The sequence below is a fragment of the Ancylobacter amanitiformis genome, from assembly GCF_030814815.1.
Lineage (GTDB): Bacteria > Pseudomonadota > Alphaproteobacteria > Rhizobiales > Xanthobacteraceae > Ancylobacter > Ancylobacter amanitiformis.
In genome coordinates this window covers 266,474-289,910 of sequence record NZ_JAUSVR010000003.1, presented here as the reverse complement: position 1 = coordinate 289,910, position 23,437 = coordinate 266,474, and the positions used below count along the sequence as shown (strand labels likewise).

The 23,437-nt window shown below is 69.2% G+C and carries 19 protein-coding genes; 8 read left to right on the top strand and 11 right to left on the bottom strand.

What is annotated here, in order from left to right:
- The 3 genes from mutT to QOZ99_RS06735 form a co-directional block, all read right to left on the bottom strand.
- Positions 1-453 carry an 8-oxo-dGTP diphosphatase MutT gene (mutT, locus tag QOZ99_RS06745; protein WP_306889211.1) on the bottom strand — a complete coding sequence of 151 codons (453 nt, stop codon included), beginning with the start codon at positions 451-453 and terminating at the stop codon, positions 1-3.
- Complete coding sequence (gene argJ / locus QOZ99_RS06740) at positions 422-1,660, bottom strand: bifunctional glutamate N-acetyltransferase/amino-acid acetyltransferase ArgJ (protein WP_306889210.1); 1,239 nt, start codon at positions 1,658-1,660, stop codon at positions 422-424. Before argJ ends, mutT begins: the two co-directional genes overlap by 32 nt.
- A gap of 217 nt (positions 1,661-1,877) precedes the next feature.
- Entirely contained in the window at positions 1,878-2,918 is a 1,041-nt protein-coding gene (locus tag QOZ99_RS06735) for a peptidylprolyl isomerase (RefSeq protein WP_306889209.1), read from the bottom strand.
- A 439-nt stretch (positions 2,919-3,357) separates the two neighbouring features.
- Between QOZ99_RS06735 and secA the strand changes: the two genes are divergently transcribed.
- A complete protein-coding gene (gene secA, locus QOZ99_RS06730; protein WP_306889208.1) occupies positions 3,358-6,156 on the top strand; it encodes a preprotein translocase subunit SecA in 2,799 nt (932 codons plus the stop codon).
- A complete protein-coding gene (locus QOZ99_RS06725; protein ID WP_306889207.1) occupies positions 6,153-6,566 on the top strand; it encodes a nuclear transport factor 2 family protein in 414 nt (137 codons plus the stop codon). The genes secA and QOZ99_RS06725 overlap by 4 nt, the downstream gene beginning before the upstream one ends.
- A 189-nt stretch (positions 6,567-6,755) precedes the next feature.
- Here the strand turns inward: QOZ99_RS06725 and QOZ99_RS06720 are convergent, their stop codons facing one another.
- From QOZ99_RS06720 to QOZ99_RS06705, 4 genes are all read right to left on the bottom strand, one after another.
- Complete coding sequence (locus QOZ99_RS06720; protein ID WP_306889206.1) at positions 6,756-8,669, bottom strand: L,D-transpeptidase family protein; 1,914 nt, start codon at positions 8,667-8,669, stop codon at positions 6,756-6,758.
- A 115-nt stretch (positions 8,670-8,784) separates the two neighbouring features.
- Positions 8,785-9,738 (bottom strand): acetyl-CoA carboxylase carboxyltransferase subunit alpha, encoded by a 954-nt coding sequence (locus tag QOZ99_RS06715; protein WP_306889205.1) that lies wholly within the window; start codon positions 9,736-9,738, stop codon positions 8,785-8,787.
- A 117-nt stretch (positions 9,739-9,855) separates the two neighbouring features.
- Complete coding sequence (locus QOZ99_RS06710) at positions 9,856-11,022, bottom strand: site-specific tyrosine recombinase XerD (RefSeq protein WP_306889204.1); 1,167 nt, start codon at positions 11,020-11,022, stop codon at positions 9,856-9,858.
- Positions 11,019-11,162, bottom strand: a complete 144-nt coding sequence (locus tag QOZ99_RS06705) for a hypothetical protein (protein ID WP_306889203.1) — start codon at positions 11,160-11,162, stop codon at positions 11,019-11,021. Before QOZ99_RS06705 ends, QOZ99_RS06710 begins: the two co-directional genes overlap by 4 nt.
- A gap of 189 nt (positions 11,163-11,351) precedes the next feature.
- Here QOZ99_RS06705 and QOZ99_RS06700 point away from each other — a divergent pair, with 189 nt between their 5' ends.
- The 3 genes from QOZ99_RS06700 (at position 11,352) to QOZ99_RS06690 (ending at position 14,499) form a co-directional block, all read left to right on the top strand.
- The gene (locus tag QOZ99_RS06700; RefSeq protein ID WP_306889335.1) at positions 11,352-11,945 is read left to right on the top strand and encodes a shikimate kinase; all 594 of its coding nucleotides are present in this window, start codon (positions 11,352-11,354) and stop codon (positions 11,943-11,945) included.
- On the top strand, positions 11,942-13,081 hold the full coding sequence (aroB, locus tag QOZ99_RS06695) for a 3-dehydroquinate synthase (protein WP_306889202.1): 1,140 nt from the start codon (positions 11,942-11,944) through the stop codon (positions 13,079-13,081). The genes QOZ99_RS06700 and aroB overlap by 4 nt, the downstream gene beginning before the upstream one ends.
- A gap of 158 nt (positions 13,082-13,239) precedes the next feature.
- Positions 13,240-14,499 carry an HlyC/CorC family transporter gene (locus QOZ99_RS06690; RefSeq protein ID WP_503128550.1) on the top strand — a complete coding sequence of 420 codons (1,260 nt, stop codon included), beginning with the start codon at positions 13,240-13,242 and terminating at the stop codon, positions 14,497-14,499.
- Between the two features lie 67 nt (positions 14,500-14,566).
- Here the strand turns inward: QOZ99_RS06690 and QOZ99_RS06685 are convergent, their stop codons facing one another.
- Positions 14,567-14,881, bottom strand: a complete 315-nt coding sequence (locus QOZ99_RS06685) for a BolA family protein (RefSeq protein WP_306889200.1) — start codon at positions 14,879-14,881, stop codon at positions 14,567-14,569.
- A 110-nt stretch (positions 14,882-14,991) separates the two neighbouring features.
- Between QOZ99_RS06685 and QOZ99_RS06680 the strand changes: the two genes are divergently transcribed.
- From QOZ99_RS06680 to cobT, 3 genes are all read left to right on the top strand, one after another.
- On the top strand, positions 14,992-15,609 hold the full coding sequence (locus QOZ99_RS06680; protein WP_306889199.1) for a J domain-containing protein: 618 nt from the start codon (positions 14,992-14,994) through the stop codon (positions 15,607-15,609).
- Positions 15,610-15,659: 50 nt separating this feature from the next.
- On the top strand, positions 15,660-16,646 hold the full coding sequence (gene cobS / locus QOZ99_RS06675; RefSeq protein WP_306889334.1) for a cobaltochelatase subunit CobS: 987 nt from the start codon (positions 15,660-15,662) through the stop codon (positions 16,644-16,646).
- Positions 16,647-16,872: 226 nt separating this feature from the next.
- Entirely contained in the window at positions 16,873-18,954 is a 2,082-nt protein-coding gene (gene cobT, locus QOZ99_RS06670; RefSeq protein ID WP_306889198.1) for a cobaltochelatase subunit CobT, read from the top strand.
- 533 nt (positions 18,955-19,487) lie between these two features.
- On the opposite strand, the gene QOZ99_RS06665 is transcribed toward cobT, so the two are convergent.
- From QOZ99_RS06665 to QOZ99_RS06655, 3 genes are all read right to left on the bottom strand, one after another.
- The gene (locus QOZ99_RS06665; protein WP_306889197.1) at positions 19,488-21,218 is read right to left on the bottom strand and encodes a heme biosynthesis protein HemY; all 1,731 of its coding nucleotides are present in this window, start codon (positions 21,216-21,218) and stop codon (positions 19,488-19,490) included.
- Positions 21,215-22,636 carry a COG4223 family protein gene (locus QOZ99_RS06660; RefSeq protein WP_306889196.1) on the bottom strand — a complete coding sequence of 474 codons (1,422 nt, stop codon included), beginning with the start codon at positions 22,634-22,636 and terminating at the stop codon, positions 21,215-21,217. Before QOZ99_RS06660 ends, QOZ99_RS06665 begins: the two co-directional genes overlap by 4 nt.
- Positions 22,637-22,730: 94 nt before the next feature.
- The gene (locus tag QOZ99_RS06655) at positions 22,731-23,435 is read right to left on the bottom strand and encodes a uroporphyrinogen-III synthase (protein ID WP_306889195.1); all 705 of its coding nucleotides are present in this window, start codon (positions 23,433-23,435) and stop codon (positions 22,731-22,733) included.
- Between the last annotated feature and the right edge of the window lie 2 nt (positions 23,436-23,437).

Below are 23,437 nucleotides of genomic sequence, written 5' to 3'. Positions count from 1 at the left end.
CTATCGCCCGGGTCCCAGCAGATCCAGCAGCATCGGGATCAGCGGCTCGTCGGCGGGCGGCATGGGGTAGTCGCGCAGATGGCCCGGCTTCACCCAGGCGAGGCGCTGGCCCTCGCGGCCGTGTGGATTGCCCTCCCAGCGACGGCAGATCCACAGCGGCATGAGCAGCTGGAAATTCTCATAGGTGTGCGACGCGAAGGTGAGCGGGGCGAGGCACGCCTCCTTCACCGTGATGCCGAGTTCCTCGGCAAGCTCGCGGATCAGGCATTCCTCCGGCCGCTCGCCGGCCTCCACCTTGCCGCCGGGAAATTCCCACAGGCCGGCCAGTGACTTGCCCTCCGGCCGCTCGGTCAGCAGCACGCGCCCGTCGACATCGACAAGCGCGCAGGCGGCGACGAGGAGCAGCTTCACGGCATCATCCCTATGAACGGTAATCGCCGTTGATGGCGACATATTCCTTGGTGAGGTCGCAGGTCATCACCCGATCCGTGCCGTGCCCCAGCCCGATATCGACGGTGATGTCGATCACGTCGTTTTTCATGTAGGCGGAGGTCTCCGCCTCGTCATAGGCCGGGTCGCGCGCGCCCTCATGCGCCACGCGGATCGGCCCGAAGGAAATCGACAGCAGGTCGCGCTCGGCCGGCTCGCCGGCCTTGCCCACCGCCATGACGATGCGGCCCCAATTGGCATCCTCACCGGCCACCGCGGTCTTCACCAGCGGCGAATTGGCGATCGACATGGCGATCTTGCGCGCCGATTCCTTCGATGTGGCGCCGGTGACATGGATGCGCACCAGCTTGCGCGCGCCCTCCCCGTCCCGCGCCACCTGTTCGGCGAGATCGGCCAGCACCTCGGTCAGCGCGCGGCGGAAGTCCGACAGGCGCGGGTCCATCGCATCGGCCATGCGCGGCGCGCCGGAGGCGCCGGTGGCGAACAGCATCAGCGTGTCGGAGGTCGAGGTGTCGCCGTCGATCGTCACAGCGTTGAAACTGTCGGTCACGCCCTTCGAGAGCAGCGCCTGCAGCGCCGGCGCCTCGATGGCGGCGTCGGTGAACACGAAGGAAAGCATGGTGGCCATGTCGGGCGCGATCATGCCGGCGCCCTTGGCGATGCCGGCCAGCGTCACCTCGACGCCCTCGATCAACACCTTGGCGGTGGCGAGCTTGGGGAAGGTGTCGGTGGTCATGATCGCCCTGGCCGGGTCGATCCACGGCAGCGGGGCGAGGCGCGTGGCGGTTTCGTCCAGCACGTGCTCGAACTTGGTGGCGTCGAGCGGCTCGCCGATCACCCCGGTCGAGGCGAGATAGATCTCGTCCTCCGCGCAGCCGAGCGCCCGGGCGGCGATCTTCGCGGTGAGCGCGGTGGCGTCGCGCCCCTTCCGCCCGGTGAAGGCATTGGCATTGCCCGAATTGACCACGAGGCCCCGCGCCAGCCCCTTGGGCAGGATGTCGCGGCACCATTCGACCGGAGCCGAGGGGCATTTCGACTTGGTGAACACGCCCGCCGCCGTCGTGCCGGCATTGAGCGCCAGCAACAGCACGTCCGTTCGCCCACGATAGCGAATGCCCGCCTCGGCGGTGGCGTAGCGAACGCCGGCCACCGGGCCGACATCCGGCGTGGTCTTGGGCGCGAGCGGAGAAACGGCGGAAGCGTGGGCCATCGGGCAGTCCCTGCGGGCAAATGAAAGCGCCACGGGTGTGCCCGATGCGCGCGACATCCGCAAGACGGCGGCGCCACCGCACGGCGCGATTCAATCCGCGCGACGTCCATGGGCCAAGGAAGAAGGCCCCGCGCCGGATGGCGCGGAGCCTTTTGATCAAACGGCGTTCAGACCCGGCCGAGAGCCACGCTCACGGCGCGCGGCTCACTGCGCCGGCTCACTGCGCCGGCTTGGGCGCCGTGGCGGGGGCGGCCGGAGCCGCGCCGGCGGGCTGGGTGGTGAGGTCGGCCGGGCTCGGGGCCGCGGCGGTCTTCTCGACCTTGGCGGACTCGCGGAACTTCTGCACCGCCTCGGCCTGCGCCTTCTGGGCGAGGAACTGCTGGATCTGCGGCTTCACCTCGTCGAAGGTCGGCACCGGCTTCTGGCGCTTTTCCTCAACCTTGATGACGTGCCAGCCGAACTGCGTCTTCACCGGCTTGGAAATCTCGCCCGGCTTCATCGCGAAGGCGACGTCGGCGAATTCCGGCACCATCTGGTCCTTGGCAAAGAAGCCGAGATCGCCGCCGTCCTTCTTGCCTGCGGGATCCTCGCTAAGCTCGCTGGCGAGCTTGGCGAAATCCTCGCCCTTCTTCAGGCGGGCCTCGACCTCGTCAGCCTTCTTCTTGGCCTCGGCGTCGCTCTCCTTCTTGGCCGGATCGGTCAGGAACAGGATGTGGCGCGCATGAACCTCTTCTTCCGGCTGCTGCTGCTTGATCGCCTCTTCATAGGTCTTCTTCAGCGCTTCGTCGGTCATCGCGGCCTTGGTGGCCTGCTCAAGCGCCGCCTGCATGAGCAGGCGCTTGCGGATGAAGGCCATCTGCTGCTGGAAGTCGGGGGTCTGGTCGAGCTTCTGCGCCTCGGCGGCCTGCGCCATGGCGGTGAGGTCGATCAGGAAGCCGAGCACATATTCGTCGCGTGCCGCGCCCTGGATCTGCTGCGGCAGGTTCTGCGCCAGCTCTTCCGTCGCGGCCTTCACATCACCACGGGTGATGGGCGCCCCGTTGACGGTGGCGAGCACCGTGTCATCGGCCTGCACGACCGGCGCGGCCGCAGGCGCCGCAGCCGCCGGAGCGGCGGTCGTCGCCGGCGCGGTCTGCGCGAAGGCCGGCATGGCAACGCCCATCAGCGCGGCCACCAGGCCAGCCCGCACGAGGCCGGCGCGGCGATTCTGCGCCTTGGGCGCCGACAGGGTTTCGGGGTGCGGACGATGGAAGTTCATGAAGGCCATTCCTTGGGTTGCGGTTGTCCGCTGTTCGGGCGGCGAAAGCTGGCGCAGTCGGACCGAGGTTGCAAGCGGGGGTTTAGGCAATCGGCAAAGCATGTCAGGTTCACGACGGCGATACCGGCGCGAGCCGCCGTCCGAAGCTCCGCTGCGTCAGGAAACTGTCGTCCGGCGCGCGATTGACAACCCCTAAACCCGTTCATAAGTGTGGCGGAAGGTGCGTGGTCGCTCTGATCCTCGCATTGATGTGACGCAACCACCCGAACGCCGTTCGCGACCGCCTGGCCCGGCAGACCCAATTCGGCCGCAAATGGCGTCTGGATGAATGGCATGGCCCGCATGGCGCGTGCCGGCGTGGGGCGGCGTCTCACTGGTCCCGGCGGCCCGTCACCGTTGGTACCCGACCTCTGCCCTGGCGGACACGGATTGGAAGCTCATGTTCGGCGCTCTCGCGCGAAAGCTGTTCGGATCGGCCAATGATCGCCGCGTGCGCGGTTATCAGCCGAAGGTCGCCGCCATCAATGCGCTCGAGCCGGAGTTGCTGAAGCTCACGGATGAGCAACTGCGCGCGCGGACCGTCGAGTTCCGCCAGCAGCTCGCCAACGGCGCCAGCCTCGACGACCTGCTCGTTCCCGCCTTCGCCACGGTGCGCGAGGCCTCGCGGCGCGCGCTCGGCCAGCGGCATTTCGATGTGCAGCTGATCGGCGGCATGGTGTTGCATGAGCGCGGCATCGCGGAGATGCGTACCGGCGAGGGCAAGACCCTGGTCGCCACCGCGCCGGTCTATCTCAACGCGCTGACGGCCAAGGGCGTGCACGTCGTCACCGTGAACGACTATCTCGCCAAGCGCGACGCCGAATGGATGGGCCGGGTCTACCGCTTCCTCGGCCTCACGACCGGCATCATCCATCACGGCCTCGACGACAATGAGCGCCGCGCGGCCTATGCCTGCGACGTCACCTACGCCACCAATAACGAGCTGGGCTTCGACTATCTCCGCGACAACATGAAGTACGAGCTGAACCAGATGGTCCAGCGCCCGCACTTCTTCGCCGTGGTCGACGAGGTGGACTCCATCCTCATCGACGAGGCGCGCACGCCGCTCATCATTTCCGGCCCGCTCGACGACCGCTCGGATTTCTACAACACCATCGACACCTACATCCCCCGCCTGTCCAAGGAGGATTACGAGGTCGACGAGAAGCAGCGCTCGGTCTCCATGACCGAAGTCGGCATGGAGAAGATCGAGACGCTGCTGCGCGAGGCGGGACTGCTCAAATCCGAGAGCCTCTACGACATCGAGAACGTCTCGGTGGTGCATCACGTCAACCAGGCGCTGCGTGCCCACACCCTGTTCCAGCGCGACAAGGACTATATCGTCCGCAACAATGAAGTCGTCATCATCGACGAGTTCACCGGCCGCATGATGCCGGGCCGGCGCTATTCGGAAGGTCTCCACCAGGCGCTGGAAGCCAAGGAGCGCGTCCAGGTCCAGCCCGAGAACCAGACGCTCGCCTCCATCACCTTCCAGAACTATTTCCGCATGTACGAGAAACTGGCCGGCATGACCGGCACGGCGAACACGGAAGCGCAGGAATTCGGCGACATCTACAATCTCGAAGTGATCGAGATCCCGACCAACCTGCCGGTCCAGCGCGTCGACGACGACGACGAGGTCTACCGGACGGCGGGCGAGAAATACAACGCCATCATCGACCTCATCACCGAGTGCAAGGCCAAGGGCCAGCCCGTGCTGGTGGGTACCACCTCGATCGAGAAATCGGAACTTCTGGCCGAACTGCTCAAGAAGCGCGGCTTCCGGCAGAAGGATTTCTCCGACCCCGACGCCTTCCGCCCGCTCTATGACGGCGACCAGGGCAAGGCCGAGGACAAGGTGTTCGCGGTGCTGAACGCGCGCCACCACGAGCAGGAATCCTACATCGTCAGCCAGGCCGGCGTGCCCGGCGCCATCACCATCGCCACCAACATGGCCGGTCGCGGCACCGACATCCAGCTCGGCGGCAATGCCGACATGCGCATCCAGCACGAACTGGCCGACCTGCCCGAGGGCGAGCAGCGCGCCGCCGCCGAAGCCAATATCCGCGCCGAGATCGCCACCCTCAAGGCCAAGGCGCTGGCTGCCGGCGGGCTCTACGTCATCGGCACCGAGCGCCATGAGAGCCGGCGCATCGACAACCAGCTGCGCGGCCGCTCCGGCCGCCAGGGCGACCCCGGCCACTCGCATTTCTTCCTGTCGCTGGAAGACGACCTGATGCGCATCTTCGGGTCGGACCGGCTCGACGGCATGCTGCAGAAGCTCGGCCTCAAGGAGGGCGAGGCGATCGTCCATCCCTGGATCAACCGCGCGCTGGAGAAGGCGCAGCAGAAGGTCGAGGCGCGCAACTACGACATCCGCAAGAACCTGCTCAAATATGACGACGTGATGAACGACCAGCGCAAGGTGGTGTTCGAGCAGCGCGTCGAGCTGATGCAGGACGAGGACGTCGCCGAGACCGTCGCCGAGATGCGTCACGGCGTGATCGAGGACATCGTCGTCAAGTTCGTCCCGCCCAACGCCTATCCCGAGCAGTGGAACACCGAGGGCCTCAATGAGGCGCTCGCCCGTGTCACCGGCCTCGACCTGCCGGTCAAGGAATGGGCGGCCGAGGAAGGCATTGCCGACGAGGAAATGCGCGAGCGCATCCAGAAGCGCGCCGACGAGGCCATGGCGGCCAAGCTCGCCCAGTATGGCCCCGACATCATGCGCTATGTCGAGAAGTCGATCCTGCTGCAGACGCTGGATCACCTCTGGCGCGAGCACCTCGTCACGCTCGATCATCTGCGCCAGGTGGTCGGCTTGCGCGGCTATGCCCAGCGCGACCCGCTGAACGAGTACAAGTCCGAGGCGTTCCAGCTGTTCGAGGCGATGCTCTCCAGCCTGCGCGAGGCCGTCACCGCCCAGTTGATGCGGGTCGAGGTGATGATGACGCCGCCGGCCGAGCCGGAGCCGCCGATGACCGCGCATCACATCGATGCCGTCACCGGCGAGGACGAGTTCGCGCTGGCCGATGCCGCCTTCGCCCAGCAAGCGACGCTGGCACCTTCCGCCGATGCCGGAGCCGCCGCGCTCCGCGATCCCAACGACCCCTCGACCTGGGGTCGGGTCGGCCGCAACGAGGCCTGCCCATGCGGCTCCGGCCTCAAATACAAGCACTGCCACGGCAAGTTCATATGAGCGTGCCGGCGGCGCCGCGGGCCGATGCCGATCTCGCCGAGGCCGAAATCGCCGAGGTCGAAATCGCCGAACGCCGCCTGCGTGACGCCGCGCTGGCGGGAGATACCTTCGCGCTGGATCGGCTGCTGGCCGACGATCTCGTCTTCGTCGACCAGCGCGGCCAGTTCCTGAGCAAGCAGGACGACCTCGACCTTCATCGCGTCGGCGCGCTGAAATTGAGCCGGCTTATATTTTCGGATTATCGCCTGCGCGCGCTGGCTCCCGGTGCGGTGGTCGCCGTGCTGCAGGCTGAGGCGAAGGGCCACGCCGGCGGCGCGGCCTTCACGGCGAGCCTGCGCATCACCCGCCTGTGGCATCGCTCTGCGGAAGGCTGGCGGGTGGTCAACCACCACGCCACTGTCATCAGCTGAAAAGCACTCTCTCGGCACGGTGATTGCGGGCTGCGGCAGCGCGGCGCGCGCGCTCATCAGATAGCCGACTTATGATATCCGGCATCGCCCGCACCCACATCACGTGCGCGGATCAATCTCTCACAGGCCATGAAACGCGAAGGCGGGCGAGAGCCACGCCAGCCTTCGGTCCATCGTGTTCTCACCGGCTTACTGGACGGTGGTGGAGAAGCTTCCCGAGGTGAGGATCGACGCGCCGGGAAGGGCCGGCGCGGTTCCGCTGAGCGGCTGACCCGCGGTGGCCGATGCCTGTGCGGAAGCCTGCGCGGGCGTCGGCACGGCGGGCGTGGCGGCCGCGGTGGCGGCCGACGGCGTCGGCACGGTGGAATAGGACGTGCTCGGCGTCGGCACCGCCGCATAGGCCGGCACCGCACCCGTGGCGGGCGCGGAATTTGCCGGCGCGCGCGCCGGGCGGGCGGAGGGGGCGGCGGCCGCTACGGGATGCTGGACGACAGGAGCCGAGGCGCGCGACGCCGCCTGCGGCGCGGCCACCGGCCGTACGGGCGGCACCGGCACATCGACCGCCGCGGCCTCCGCGGGAAGAGCGGGCGCCACCGTGTCAGCCGCGCGCGTCGAGCCGCCGCCAAACAGGCTGCTGAGCGAGAAGCCGGAAAACGGCGCCGGAGTGGCAGGAGCGGTTACAGGAGCGGCTGCGGCAGCCGCCGGAGCGGCAGACGTCATGCTGGCGGGGGCGGGAGCGGCGGCAGGGGCGACCACTGCCGCCGCCGCGCTGGCGGGCGGCTCGGTCGCGGGCGACGCGGTGGGCGACGCGGCGCCGCTGAAGAAGCTCTTCACGCTGGCGAGGAACCCGCCGCCCTCCAGCGCCGCAACCTCCGTACCCGGCGCGGTGACGGCGGGTGAACGGGCGGCAAGCAGGCCGGCGGCCGGCTCCGGCAGGGCGGGTGTGCCGGCGGGCTGTGAACTCAGCGGCGGCAGGTCGGTGGGGCGCGGCGTCGGCAGCGGCACATCGGCCGTGGTCGGCACGGACGCGGCGGTAGCCAGCGCGATGCTCTCGGCCGGCGCCGGCTCGTTGGTCGCCACGCCATAGTCGCTCCCCGGCGGCTTGACCACGGGCGGCAGCGAACCCGGGGCCTTCAGCTCGGGATTTTCCAGCTTGGCGAGGAACACCTTGTGCATGCCCCCGTCCTTGCCGGTCTTGACCGGCGCGACAGGCACCAGCGCCCCCGCGCTGGCGATCCGCGTCGCCACATCGCGCTGGCGGGCGGCGAGTTCCTCGCCGAGATCCCCCGGCTGGGTATAGGCGGGGCACGGCGAAGAGGCCTGGAACTTCTGACCCGGATCGACCGGCGTCGCGTTGAACACGTAGCGCTTGCTGCAATAATCGACCTTGGGCGGCGCCTTGGTCAGATCGAACGTGTCGCTGCCTTCCTTGAGCATCTTCCAGAAGGCGAGATTGGGATTGTTGCGGTGGCGGACCATGTTTTCCGGCGTCATGCGGAAAGGATAGGCCTGCACCTGGAAAGATCGCTGGCCGCCCCGGAAGCTCTCGCGGCCGAGCGCGAAGATTTCCTGCACCTGCTCGTCGGTCATCGCATAGCAGCCGCGCGAGGAGCAGTCGCCGTGCACCATCAGGTTGGAGCCGTAGCGGCCGAGCGCCCGGTCATAGGGGTTGGGAAAACCGAGGTCGAACGAGAGATAATAGCTCGAATTCGGATTCATCTGGCCGGGCGTGATCGTATAGAAGCCCTCCGGCGCCTGCCGGTCGCCTTCCGTCTTCTTTGGCCCCAGTTCGCCGGACCAGCGGCAGATCGGGTAGGTCTTGAGCAGCGCGTAGTCGCCATCCGTGGTCTGTTTCCAGACCTCGAGTTCCGATTCTTCCTTGAAAATGCGCACGACGAGCGGGCTGTCGGTCGACATGCCCTTCTCCTGCAGCAGCGCGACGGTCTGGGGCGAGAGCGTCTTCATCGCCTTGGACATCATCGGCGAGGGGCCGTCATCACCGGTGCAGCCGGCGAGCGAAAGGGCCGCGACACCCGACAGCAGGGCCATGCGCCAGCGCGCCGCCCCGCCACCGACCAGCCGCGAAAAAGCGGAAAGGTTCAAGCGCGACACTCCCCGTCCGTCCCCAGATGGACTCGACCGCGTAGTCGTTATCCTCGTGGCGACCATACAGCAAGCGTGCACCCGCCGCCAAACGGCACCGGCAACCGACGCCCGCCTACAGGGTGCGGCCGATGGCGAGGAACTTCTCGCGCCGCGCCTTGCGCAGGCCCGGGCCGTCCAGCCCTTCGAGATCCTGCAGCGCCGCCTCGATCGCGTCGCCCGCCCGGGTCATGGCGAGCGCGGGATCGCGATGCGCACCGCCCGGCGGCTCCGGTATGATGGTATCGATCACATGAAAGCGAGCGAGATCCTGGGCGGTGATCTTCATGTTCATCGCCGCCTCCTGCGCCTTGGCGGTATCGCGCCAGAGAATCGAGGCCGCGCCCTCGGGCGAGATCACGCTGTAGATCGAATGCTCCAGCATCAGCACCCGATTCGCCGTGGCGATGGCGATCGCCCCGCCGGAACCGCCCTCGCCGATGATGACCGCGACATTGGGCACGCTGAGCGCGAGGCAGGCATCGGTGGAGCGGGCGATCGCCTCCGCCTGGCCGCGCTCCTCGGCGTCGAGCCCGGGGAAGGCGCCGGCGGTGTCGACCAGCGAGATCACCGGCAGCGCGAAACGATCGGCCAGTTCCATCAGCCGCACGGCCTTGCGGTAGCCCTCGGGCCGGGCCATGCCGAAATTGTGCTTGATGCGGGTCTCGGTGGTGTTGCCCTTTTCCTGGCCGATCAGGCACACCGGCCGGCCGCGAAAGCGCGCCAGACCGCCGAGAATGGCATTGTCGTCGCCGAATTTGCGATCGCCGGCGAGCGGCTCGTATTCCTCGAACAGCGCGCCGGCATAATCGGAGAAATGCGGGCGCAGCGGGTGCCGCGCGACCTGCGCCTTCTGCCACGGCGTGAGATTGGCGTAGAGATGCACCAGCGCATCCTGCGCCTTGCCTTCCAGGCGGGCAATGTCGTCGCCGATGGCGACCGCGCCGCCCTGCGCGGCAACGGCGCGCAATTCTTCCAGCTTGGCCTCGAGTTCGGCCACGGGCTTCTCAAAATCGAGGTAGCTGCGCATGGGGTTTCGGTCAATCCGGCTTCGGGAAACGGTCGGCCTGCCGGGCAGGCAGGCCCTAAAGTTGCGCGGAAGCTGCCCCGAGAGCACGGCGACGTCAAGGCACGGCTTGATTCGCGCTTAATCGCCGGCGGAATCGCCCAGCGGATGCAGGTCGCGCACCAGGCTCTTCAGACGCTCGTCGAGTACGTGGGTGTAGATCTGCGTGGTCGAGATGTCGGTATGGCCGAGCAGCGTCTGCACGATGCGCAGATCGGCGCCATGCGCCAGAAGATGGCTGGCAAAGGCGTGGCGCAGTACATGCGGGGAGAGCTTGGCGGGGTCGAGCCCGGCGGCGAGCGCGAGGTCCTTCAGGTCCAGCGCCACCTGCTGGCGGGTAATATGGCCGCTCGCCGCAGCGGAAGGAAACAGCCAGCGCCCGGCAAGCGCCCTAGGTTCAACTCCGGCCTTGGTATCACGCCCGGCCCGTCCCTCGATCCCGGCCCGTCCCTCGATCCCGGCCCGTCCCTCGATCCCGGCCCGTCCCTCGATCCCGGCCCGTCCCTCGATCCCGGCCTTGCGTCCCGCCGTTCGGCCGCCGGCGGCACGGTCCTTGTCCCCCTGCGCCATGGCGTCGAGCGCGGCACGCCAGGCCCGCATCGCCGCCTTGGCGGGCTCGCCCAGCGGCACCAGCCGCTCCTTGGCGCCCTTGCCGCGCACGATGATCGCCTCGCCCCGCGTGCCGGCCGCCGAGGCCGGCAGCGCCGCCAGTTCGGAAACGCGCAGGCCGGTGGCATAGAGCAGTTCGACAAAACAGGCGACGCGCGCGCGCCGGGCCTGTTCGGCAAAGCTCGGCACCGCCTCGGCGGCGCGCGCATGGGCGGTCTCGATCAGCGCCGTCACCTCATCCAGCGTCAGCACCTTGGGCAGCGGGCGCGTACGGCGCGGACCCTCCAGCACCGCGGCGGGGTCGTCGCCGCGGTGATTCTCGACATAGAGAAAGCGGTGAAACTGGCGCAGCGCCGACAGCCGACGCGCCACGCTGGCGCTGGCGAGGCCGCGCGCCGACAAATCGGCGAGATAGGCGCGGATCTGCGTCGTCCCCGCCTCCAGCGCCCCCACGCCCTCGGTGGCGAGAAAGCCCTCGTAATCCTCGAGGTCGCGGGCATAGGCGGCGAGCGTGTTGGCGCTGGCGCCGCGCTCCGATGCCATCATGTCGAGAAACAGCGCCGCCGGTCCGGTGGAGCGCGGAGCGAGAGACCCGCCCGGCCTGCCCCGTTCGCCGCCCTTGGGGCCCTCCCCGCTCATCGGCTCGGCTTGTCGAGCGGCACGGTCACGCTCATCTCGCGCGGCTGCGGCTCCACCAGATTGGCCAGCGCCCACATCGCGCCATAGCCGATGCCGCCGAGCACGGCGAGGATGACGAGGAGGCGAATGAGGCTCGGCATGATGTCTCGGGCGTCCGACGAATCGATGGGGGTCGCTCGCCGCGACCTTAAGGCCTTTCGCCATCCGGACGGAAGGAACCGCGTGGCCACAGGCGATCCGCGCGTCGCAGCGCTTGTCGAAAGACACGCTCACATTGCGTCGCCCCCGCGCGGATGATAGTCCGCGAGGTGATGAGCGGACACGATGTCATGACGGCGGATTTCGTCCAGGACGACAAGGGGGCAGGCTTGCGCGAACGGCTGGGCTCGCGCTCGATCGTCCTCGTGGGCATGATGGGAGCTGGAAAGTCGTCGGTCGGCAAACGCCTCGCCCGCCGGCTCAACCTGCCTTTCGCCGATGCGGACGTCGAGATCGAGCAGGCCGCGGGCATGACGATTCCCGAGATTTTCGCCCATCACGGCGAACCCGCCTTTCGCGACGGTGAGAAGAAGGTGATCTCGCGGCTGCTGGAAAACGGGCCGATGGTACTGGCCACCGGCGGCGGCGCCTTCATGAGCGACGAGACGCAGGCGGCGATTGCCCGGCACGGCATTTCGGTGTGGCTGAAGGCCGAACTCGACCTGCTGCTGCGCCGGGTGCGCCGACGCGACGACCGCCCGCTGCTGAAGACCGACGATCCGGCCACGACCCTCGCCCGGCTGATCGACCTGCGCTATCCCGTCTATGCCAGGGCCACCCTCACCGTCGTCTCGCACGACGTGCCGCAGGACGTCATGGTCGAGGCGGTGGTAGACGCGCTGGCCGGCCATCTCGGCGCCGAGCCGACAGGAGAGACCCCGTGAGCCACGTTGCCGAGGAGCTTCGCCCCGATATCACCCGGCTGAATGTGGGGCTCGGCGAACGGGCCTACGACATCCTCATCGGCCCCGGCCTGTTCCACGAGGCGGGCGAGCGCATCGCCAGGCTGCGGCCCGGCGCGCGGGTCGGCATCGTCACCGATCGCCATGTCGCCGAGCGCCACCTCGCCACGGTGGAAGCCGCGCTCCGGGCCGCCGGGCTCACCCCCACGCCGGTCATCGTCGAGCCGGGTGAGAAATCGAAGTGCTTCCGCGTGTTCGAGGAGGTGGTCGACGCCCTGCTCGCCGCCCGCATCGAGCGGCGCGATCTGGTGCTGGCGCTCGGCGGCGGCGTGGTGGGCGACCTCGCCGGCTTCGCGGCGGCGGCGCTGCGGCGCGGCGTCGATTTCGTGCAGGCCCCGACCAGCCTGCTGGCGCAGGTGGATTCCTCGGTCGGTGGCAAGACCGGCATCAATTCGCGCCACGGCAAGAACCTGGTCGGCGCCTTTCACCAGCCGATCCTGGTGCTCGCCGACAGCGACGCGCTCGACACGCTGCCGCTGCGCGAATTCCGCGCCGGCTATGCCGAGGTCGCCAAATACGGCCTGATCGACAACGCTCCGTTCTTCGGCTGGCTGGAGCGCAAGTGGCAGGAAGTGTTCGAGGGCGGGCCGGCCCGCATCGAGGCGATCGCCACCAGCTGCGCCTCCAAGGCCGCCGTGGTTTCGCGTGACGAGAAGGAAACCGGCGACCGCGCCCTGCTCAATCTCGGCCACACGTTCGGCCATGCGCTGGAAGCCGGGGCCGGCTTCTCCCAGCGCCTGCTGCATGGCGAGGCGGTGGCGGTGGGCATGGCGCAGGCCTTCCGCTTCTCCGCCCGGCAGGGATTGTGCACCCAGGCCGATGCCGTGCGCGTCGCCACCCATCTCAAGACGGTCGGCCTGCCGACACGCATCCAGGACATTCCGGGCGATCTGCCGGACACGGACGGGCTGATGGACCTGATCGCCCAGGACAAGAAAGTCTCGCGCGGCGCGCTGACCTTCATCCTGGCGCGCGGCATCGGCCGCAGCTTCATCGCCCGCGACGTCGACCCGGCCGAACTGCGTGCCTTTCTTGAGGCCGAGCGCGCCGCCATCTGATATCCGGCGACGCCGTCGGCGCGGACGGGCGTCGGGCAGGCATCGAACGGGCATCGAACGGGCATCGAACGGGCATCGAACGGGCATCTTGCGCGCGGCAACCCGCGCCGCGGGATCGCCCGCATTCTGGGGAGGGCCATGTGACCACCTATGACTGGATGGCCCTGGGCGCGGTTGTCGTCTGCCTGCTGCTGTCGTTCTTCTTCTCCGGCAGCGAGACGGCCCTGACGGCCTCTTCCAAGGCGCGCATGCACGCGCTGGAGAAGAACGGCGACACGCGCGCCGCCCTCGTCAACAGCATGATGGCCCGGCGCGAGCGTCTGATCGGCGGTATCCTGCTGGGCAACAATCTCGTCAACATTGCCGCGTCCTCGCTCACGACCGGCCTGCTGCTCGCCTGGTTCGGCACCGCGGGCATCGCGTATGCCACCATCGGCATGACCATCGTCGTGGTCATCTTCTCCGAGGTGCTGCCCAAGACCATCGCCATCAACCATCCCGACCAGGTCTCGCTGCGCGTGGTGCGTCCGCTGCGGGTGCTGGTGAGCCTTTTCGGCCCGCTGACCCTCGCCATCGAGGCGCTGGTGCGCAGCATGCTGAAAGGGCTTGGGGTGCCGCTCGGCAAGACCCAGAGCGTGCTCTCCGCCGCCGAGGAACTGCGCGGGGCGGTCGACCTTCTGCACCGCGAGGGCAGCGTGGTGAAGGACGAGCGCGACATGCTCGGCGGCCTGCTCGACCTCAGCGAGCTGGCGGTATCCGACATCATGGTCCACCGCACCAAGATGGCCAGCCTCGATGCGGATGATCCACCCGAGACCATCGTCAGCGAGGTGCTGGCCTCACCCCATACCCGCCTGCCGCTCTGGCGCGAGCGACCCGACAACATCATCGGCGTGCTGCACGCCAAGGATCTGCTGCGGGAACTGCGCGCCATCGGCAACGACACGTCGAATCTCGATGTCGAGGCCATCGCCCGCCCGCCATGGTTCGTGCCGGACGTCACTTCGCTGGCCGACCAGCTCAAGGCGTTCCGCCGCCGCAAGCAGCATTTCGCCCTCGTGGTCGACGAGTATGGCGAGGTGATGGGGCTGGTGACGCTGGAGGACATTCTCGAGGAAATCGTCGGCGACATCACCGACGAGCACGACAAGGCGTTCACCGGGGCCCGCCGCCAGCCGGACGGCTCGGTCAGCGTGGAGGGATCGGTGGCGATCCGCGATCTCAACCGCGCCATGGGCTGGGACCTGCCGGACGAGGAGGCGACCACCATTGCCGGGCTGGTCATTCACGAGGCGCGCATCATTCCCGAGCCCGGACAGGCCTTCCTGTTCCACGGCTTCCGCTTTCAGGTGATGCGCAAGCAGCGCAACCGCATCACCCTTCTGCGCGTGGTGCCGCTGCGCCGCACGACGGTGTAAGGACGGGCGGCGTGAGGGCGGGCGCTGGAATTTCCGCCGGCGCGGCCCATATAGAGCGGGCTTGCCGTCACTCCCCGGGGGCTTTGGCCTCGATCGCGAGCGCATGCAGTCCGCGGGCGATCTCCTCCGCGAGCAGGCCGTTCACCACGCGGTGCCGGGCAATCCGGCCCTGCCCCCGAAACGCTTCCGCCACGATGCGCACGCGCAGATGCGTGAGCTGCCCCGCACGGTGTCCACCATGTCCCTCATGCCGATGGCTTTCGTCCTCAAGCTCCAGAACGCTCGGGGACAGCTGCGCCAGCGCGGTGCGCACGCGCGCCAGCGCGCTGGCGACGGCATCCTGCGCGTCAGGAATCTGGGAATTCGGGGGGAGCGTGCTCATGGCTGATGCGGTACCTCCCGCAGCGCGAAGCGTCAATATCGCCGTCCGGCACGGTGACGCACCGTTGGTTTCTTGTATACCCGTCCCAGCCCACGCATAATCACCCGACCATGAAACTCGACTCCCCCATATTCGACCGCATTCGTGTCAAGCCGGACCGGGAACGCCGTCTCAAGACGGAGTGCCCGACCTGCGAATGGGCGGGCTGCGACAAGCCGGCCACGCACCGCGCGCCCAAGGGGCGCCATCGCGAAGGGCAGTTCTGGCGCTACTGCTTCGACCACGTGCGCGAATACAACCAGTCCTACAACTATTTCGCCGGCATGCCGGACGATGCCGTGACGGCCTACCAGAAGGACGCGATGACCGGCCATCGCCCCACCTGGAAGATGGGCCAGAATGGCGGCGCCCGGCGCGGCGCGCAGGGCCAGGAACATCAGCCGGAAGGCTTTGCCGACCCGTTCGGCGTGTTTGGCGAGATGGGCGGGAGCAGCCGGCCCACCCCCGAGCCGCCGCGCGACGGGCGCATGATCCGCAATGCCGAGCGTCGCGCCTTCGAATCGCTCGGCGTGGAGATTTCCGCCACGCCGGAGGAGATCAAGGCGCGCTTCAAGCTTCTGGTAAAAAAATACCATCCGGACGCCAATGGCGGTGATATTTCCACCGAGGACCGGCTGCGCGACGTGATCCAGGCCTATAATCATCTGAAGACGGCGGGCTTCTGTTAGGGCCGCTATGCTGACAAGTCCGCGATCGCTAGCGCGGCAACGGAGGAATGATGACTGCCTCGCCCACGCATACCGCCGTGCTGCCGGACATGAAGGTGTCCGTCCGCCAGGTGTTCGGCATCGATGTCGATCTGGAAGTCCCGGCCTATGCCGAACCGGACGCGTATGTGCCGGAGGTTGATCCGGACTATCTGTTCGACCGCCCGACCACGCTCGCCATTCTCGCCGGCTTCGCCCATAACCGCCGCGTGATGGTGACGGGGTACCACGGAACCGGCAAGTCGAGCCATATCGAGCAGGTCGCGGCCCGCCTCAACTGGCCCTGCGTGCGCGTCAACCTCGACAGCCACATCTCCCGTATCGACCTGATCGGCAAGGATGCCATCGTGGTCAAGGACGGGCTGCAGGTCACCGAATTCCGGGACGGCATCCTGCCCTGGGCCTACCAGAACAATGTCGCGCTCGTGTTTGACGAATATGACGCCGGCCGGCCGGACGTGATGTTCGTCATCCAGCGCGTGCTGGAATCGGCCGGCCGGCTGACGCTGCTCGACCAGAACCGCGTCATCCGCCCGCACGGCGCGTTCCGGCTGTTCTCCACCGCCAACACGATCGGCCTCGGCGACACGACCGGCCTCTATCACGGCACGCAGCAGATCAATCAGGCGCAGATGGACCGCTGGTCCATCGTCACCACGCTGAACTATCTGGCGCATGACAAGGAGGTCGACATCGTCCTCTCCAAGGCCAAGCACTTCCAGACCGAGGGCGGGCGCGACACCGTCGCGCGCATGGTGCGCCTCGCCGACCTCACCCGTCAGGCCTTCATCAATGGCGACCTGTCGACCGTGATGAGCCCGCGCACCGTGATCACCTGGGCCGAGAACGCCGAGATCTTCCAGGAACTCGCCTTCTCGTTCCGCGTGACCTTCCTCAACAAGTGCGACGAACTGGAGCGCCCGCTGGTGGCCGAGTTCTACCAGCGCTGCTTCGGCAAGGAACTGACGGAATCGGCGGTCAACGTCGTCATGTCGTGAACGGGCTCTCTCCCTCTCCCCGCCGAACCCGGCTGTTGCCGGGTTCGGTTCGCAAGATCGAAGTCGGCAACAGCTGATTTTGATGGAGAGGGGTACGGTGAGGGGTACCCGACGCTTCGCAATCGCGCAGCCCCTCACCGACCCGCTTCGCGGGCCACCTCTCCCCCACGGGGAGAGGAATGAAACCTCGGCATCCGAGGCTGCCTCTCGATCCAAGGCGATGATCATGTCCACCTCGAACCGCCCGACCCGCGCCCAGCCCAAGGAAGCCCCGACCGAGCCGCTCAAGCGCGCCGTCACGGGCTGCCTTCGCGCCATCGCGGGCAATCGCGAGATCGATGTGAGCTTCGGCGCGGAACGGCCGGGCTTCGCCGACGGGCGCGCGCGCCTGCCCGAACCCACCCGCCGCATGACCAAGCAGGATGCCGCCATCATGCGCGGCCATGCCGATTCCATGGCGCTGCGCATGGCCTGCCACGACCCCAAGGTGCACCAGCGCCTCTCCCCCGTCGGCCAGCAGGCACGCGCCGCGTTCGAAGCCGCCGAGCAGACCCGCTGCGAGTCGCTTGGCGCGCTGCGCATGGACGGCGTGGCGCTCAACCTCTCCGCCATGCTGGAGGACCGTTACCAGAAGGCGAATTTCGCCAATCTGGCCGACCGTTCGGACGCGCCGCTGGAACATGCGCTCGCGCTCATGCTGCGCGAGCGCATGACCGGCATGGCCCCGCCGGCCGCCGCGCGCGAGATGGTCAATCTCTGGCGCGGCTTCATCGAGGAGCACGGCGCCACCGCGCTGGACGAGCTTGCCGGCTCAGCCGCCGACCAGACGCGCTTTGCCGAGGCGATGCGCGATCTTCTGTCCTCGCTCGGCATGGGCGAGGACATTGCTCCGTTCGACGAGAATAACGACCCCTCCACGGATGCCGATGACAGCCGCGACGAGGACAGCGGCAAGGGCAGCGACGCCGAGGAGGATGAGAACAGCGAGGGCCAGACCGAACTCGACACCGACCTCTCCTCCGACCAGAACCCGGAGGACAGCGAAGACCAGCAGGAACAGCCCACCTCCGACCTCGCCGACGAGGCCGAACTGGGCGATTCCGATGAATCGTCCGAGCCCTGGCAGCCGCAGAATGCCGTGCCGGCCGAGCCGCGCCCGCCGGAATACCACCCCTTCACCCCGCGCTTCGACGAGACGGTGAACGCGGACGAATTGTGCGACCCCGAGGAACTGGCACGGCTGCGCGCCTATCTGGACAAGCAGCTCAGCCATCTCTCGGGCGTCGTCTCGCGCCTCGCCAACCGGCTGCAGCGCCGGCTGATGGCGCAGCAGAGCCGCGGCTGGGATTTCGATCTCGAAGAGGGCATGCTCGACCCCGCGCGGCTCTACCGCGTGATCCTCGATCCGATGCAGCCGCTCTCGTTCAAGCGCGAGCGCGACACCGATTTCCGCGACACCGTGGTCACGCTGCTGCTCGACAATTCCGGCTCGATGCGGGGGCGCCCGATCACCGTGGCCGCCGCCTGCGCGGATATTCTCGCGCGCACGCTGGAGCGCTGCGGCGTCAAGGTCGAGATCCTCGGCTTCACCACCAAGGCGTGGAAAGGCGGGCAGGCGCGTGAGGCGTGGCTCTCCGCCGGCAAGCCGGGCGCGCCCGGCCGGCTGAACGACCTGCGCCATATCATCTACAAGTCGGCCGATGCCCCCTGGCGCCGCGCCCGCAAGAATCTCGGCCTGATGATGCGCGAGGGCCTGCTGAAGGAGAATATCGACGGCGAGGCGCTGGACTGGGCGCATAACCGCCTGCTCGCCCGCAACGAGCAACGCCGCATCCTGATGATGATTTCCGACGGTGCGCCGGTGGACGATTCCACGCTTTCGGTGAATCCCGGCAATTATCTGGAGCGGCACCTGCGTTGGGTGATCCAGCAGATCGAGGACAAGTCCCCGGTCGAGCTCATCGCCATCGGCATCGGGCATGACGTGACGCGCTATTACAAGCGCGCGGTGACCATCGTCGACGCCGAAGAACTGGGCGGGGTGATGACGGAAAAACTCGCCGAACTGTTCGCCGAGCACGGCCCCGTGCGCGGGGAGCGCGGAACCTCGCCGAAGGGCGCGGCGAAGGCGGCGGCCGCCCGAGCGGCGGCGGCGAAACCGGCTCCAGCCACCACGGCGGTGGCCGGCAAGACGCCGGGCGGAAAGACACCGAGCGGAAAGGCTGCGGGCGGAAAGGCTGCGGGCGGCAGGCCGGGCGCTCCCGCTGGGGCCGGGCCCGTGCATCTTCCCACGCGACGCTCGACCTGATCGGGCCGGTCTGTGAGGGCCGGTCTGGAAGGACCGGTCTCGCCCCCGCCTTCCGGCACATCGTTCGCCTGCAGGGGCCGCCTCCGGCTTCCCCATCCCGGCCATGCGGCAGGGAAACAAGGCTGCGGAGCGGCAGCGTCATTCATGCCGCCCCCGCCCCTTGAAATGCCGCTGCGGCATCCCACATTACTGACAACCCAGCCAGAACGGGGCTGTCGGTAGGTTGGCGCTTCGTCAGCGTCTCGCCGGCAGGAACGTGGTCAGGACGGATGTACTCCGGCCACGTTCGTTCCCTCCGGCCGCTTGACGAGCGGCCGGCTTCTGGCGGGGCATTTCCCGAACAGAGCGACATTCCGGCGCGCCGTCACGGCACGCTTTTTTTGCCGGTGGCCTGAACACGCCCCGCGCCTCGCGCTTGACGGGACATCGTGATCGGACGCAGGGGCGTCAGCTGCCTCCAGCGCCCCACAAGAGCGCTTCGGCCCGTGCCCTGCCGAGAACCACCGGTTTCGCGAGCACGGGCCGACGCCGCATCACACCCCGAAGGGACGGCGCCCGCGCGGGGATGCTTCCTCGTGAAGCGGTCCGGTGCCGGGATCGTCCGGCAGATGCGGCATGGCCACCACAACATCCGGCCCGGACCGCCCGCGTGCCGACGCGCCGGCCGGCGAACTGGGCGCGGCGACCAGTGTCTCCCCGGCGGCGGAAGACGGACGCTCGCTTGTCGCCCGATGAGCCTCGGCCTCCGGGGCCAGCGTCGGCGCGCCCGGCCCGGACGGCAGGTCGACCACGGCTGGCGCGGGCTGCGGCACGGGCTGCGGCACGGGCTGCGGCACGGGCTGCGGCTCCACCTTGGATGGCGCCACATCGTGCGGCACCGCCTGTGCCCGATCGGCATCCGCCTGCGCCACCGCGCGGCTTTCGATGGCGGCGGCGATCGCCGCCTTCACGCGCTCGGCCTCGTTTTCCAGCATCGGCGTCGCGGCGATGCCCGGCAGCACCTTCCATTCGAAGGCGTCGAGCTTGCCCGTCACCGGCGACACCGGCGCCCAGCGCTCGGCGACCACCCCATCCGCCACCCAGGCCGGATCGCGCAGGGCGCGCACCGCGCGCGCGGTCCATTCGCGCGCCTTGCCGACATCGGCGTGCTCGGCCGCTTCCAGCTCGGCCATCAGCAGGCAGACGCGCTGCGACGGCTCGCCCAGAAGCGGCGCCAGCGCCGTGCGGGCAATGTCGAATTCCTGCGCGTCGAGCGCGGCGCGCGCCATCACCATGGCGCTCTCCCGGTGCGCGGGCATGCGCGAGGTGAGCGTGCGGATGCGCTTGAGCCGCTCCTGCGAGGAATCGCCGGGCCGCAGATGCAGATAGGCGTCGGCCAGATCGGGATGCGGCGTCGCCGCATAGGCGGTCTCGATGATCTTCGCCGCCTTGCGGGCGTCGCCCACCGCGCCGAGCAGACGCCCGGCGACATCGGCCGCCGGCACCAGCGTCGAGGCAAGGCGGGTGGCCTCCACCGCTTTCTCGCGCGCCGTCGAGGGATCGGAAAGCTCCAGCGCCAGCGCCTGCGCGGCGAGCAGCACCGCCCGTCGGCGCCGGTGGGCCGCGCGGTCGAGCCCGCCATGGGCCGCCTCGCGCTCCAGCATGGCGAGCGCCCCGGCGAAATCACCGGAGAGGCAGCGCGCCTCGATCACCGCGTCCGCCGCCCAGGCGAGCCCCGGCTCCTGGCGCGCCGCTTCTTCCGCCGCCATCAGCGCGGCATTGGTGTCGCCGCGCCGGCGCGCCTCCACGTGCAGGCCGCGCAGGCCGAGCAGGCGGGTTGCCGGCGTTTCGGTCATGGTGCGGAAACTGGCCTCGGCCCCCGCGGTATCGCCCGAGAGCTGTGCCGCCTGCGCGGCGAGCAGCTGGGTCAGCGGCTCGCGGCCGAGCAGGCGCTGCGCGTCATTGGCGGCGCGGCGCGCGCCCATGATGTCGCCGGAACCGACCGCGACGAGCCCGCGCGAGATCGCCGCCCAGCCCTTGTTGCGGCGGCGGCTGCGCAGCGACGAGCCGATGAGATCGGGCGAGCGCACGAGGAGGCGCAGCAGCGTCCAGACGAGAATGGTGGCGGCCAGCAGCACCAGCAGCGCGCTCGCCGCGACGAGGATGCTGGTCTCGATGTGCCAGCCCTGCCAGTCAATGGCGATGTCGCCCGGACGGTCGGCCAGCCAGCCGACCCCGAAGGCGATGGCGGCGAGGATCAGCAGATAGAGGACGATGCGGATCACTGGACTCCTCCCGCGAGCGTGGCCAGCACGTGCTGGCTGAGGCCGGCCACCGCGGCGAGCGCCGCCTGACGGGCCTCGATGTCAGAGATGACCGGCGCGGCGAGCGCGCGCGCATCCGCCGGAAGGCCGTTCAGCGCCGCCAGCGCGACGGAGAGATCGTCACGCGCGAGCGCCGCCTCGGCCGTCGCAAGGCCGGACGTCGCGGCCTCGGAGGGCGCTTCCGTGCTGCGCCGCACGGTGACGAGATTGCCGGCGCTCTTCATCAGCCGGTCGACGATGCTGGCTTCGGCATTCGGCGCGGCGTCGGGCGCGGCCGGCTCGGCCTTCGGCGCGATCGCGGCCTTCAGTTGCGCGAGCAGAGCCGGCCCGGCGGGAAAGCCCGTGGCGGCACGGGGCTCCAGCGCCGCCAGCGTGTCACCGCCGGCGCCGAGCAGGGCGCGGCTGGCCTTGAGTTCAGTGACGAAGGGACGGCCGGCGACGACCGCCTCCTTCAGCGCGCCAAGCGCGGCAAGCTGCGCCGCCGCCTGCCCGCTGGCGCGCTGCTGCGCGCTGACCGTGGCGACCTGCTGCTCCAGCGCGCCGATGCGCGTACGCGCCGCCGCAAGTTCTTCCGGGGAAACGGCCGGTACTGGGGCGGGAAGTGCCGCGACATGGCTTTCCAGCGCGCCGAGACGGGTGTCGAGCGTGCCGACGCGGGTGCCGAGGCCGGACACTTCCTCGGCCGAGGCGCCGGGCGCGGGAGTGGCGGCGGGCGGAGCGCTGGCCATCTCGTTCACCTTGCCGCCAATGGCGGTGAGACCGGATTCCAGCGCATCGAGCCGGGTCGCCAGTTCCTGCGGCGCCAGCGCGCCGGCCGGCAGCGGGTTCGCCCCGCCCGTGGACGCCTCCAGCACGTCGATTCGCTGGCGCAGATCGAGCGCGCGGGCCTCGAGATCGGTGATGGCTTCCACATTCTCGCCGGCATTATAGAAGGTCGAGACCACCGCGAACGCCACCGCGCCGCCGATGAGGCCGGAGACCAGGGCGATCAGCAGGCTGGCGAACACGCCGGGCCGGCGGGTCGTTGCCGGGGCAACCGCCTCCGGCTTCGGGCCGGGCACTTCGCTGGGATGGACGGGCTCGGGCGGGGTCGCATCCTCCGTCGCGGGGGATTGCGCCGCAGAACCGGCGGCGGCAGCCTCGGAAGCGGCGGGCTCGGGAGAAATGCTCTCGGAAGCCAAACCCTCGGAAACGTCGGATTCGGCCGCCGGCGCGAGCGTATCTGCCGCCTCGGAAGCCTGCGCGGCCTCGCGCGCCGGCGGGGTGACGTCGGTGGCGGGCAGGTCGAGCGTCGGCGGAGGCCGGCGGCGCGATTTGTCTTTCGCGCCGGTCACGGCCGTCTCGTCGGTCGGGTCGAGTTTCGGATCGTCCTGCGCCACGTTGATACCCCTGACATCATAAACCGCCGAGCCGGTCCCGGTTCCGGGATAGACCGCGCCCACGCCCGCCGCAACCTCGGGAGACCCCCATGGTTCACCCGTCCAGCAGCGCGAACAAGCCCTCTTCCGTCGGCGCCGCCGCGATCCGCGTCGGCCAGCCGACAGCCACCAGCGGCGCCGCCACCTTCGCCGAGAAGCATAGATGCGTCACCTGCGCAAAAGGCCCCATCAGGCCCGCTTCGCCGGCCCGGGCGACCAGCGTCGCCGCCGTGCGCGGCGAGAAATGGAAAGCTCTGTCGATCCGCCCCTCCCGCGCCGCGGCCATGGTGGTAGCGCCGAGCCGCGGCGCCGCCACGGCACGGTAGATCACGAAAAGGTCAACGCCGATGCCGGCCGGCGCCAGCGCGGCGGAAAGATCGACCGCGCGATCCTCCCCCGCGACATGCAGCACGCGCATGCCCGGTGCGAGCCGCCCGCGCAGCAGCCCCGCCAGCGCCAGGCCGTCGCCACCGGCGATATGCACGGTGCCGAACGCGGCCGGCGCGGCAGCGGCGGTGCGCCGGCCCACCGCGTAGAGCGGCAGCGCGGCCAGCGCCGCCAGTTCGGGGCGCAGGCCGAGCAGGCGGGCGCCGTTCACGCTGGTCAGCGCCACCGCGTCGAACGCGCCCGCCGGCAGGCGGGCATCGGCGAGGGTTTCGACGAGCAGCAGCGGGTCGAGCAGCGCGGCATGGCCGGCGGCGGCGAGGCGGTCCGCCGTCGCCTGCGCATCGGGCTGCGGGCGTGTGACGAGCACCCGCATGG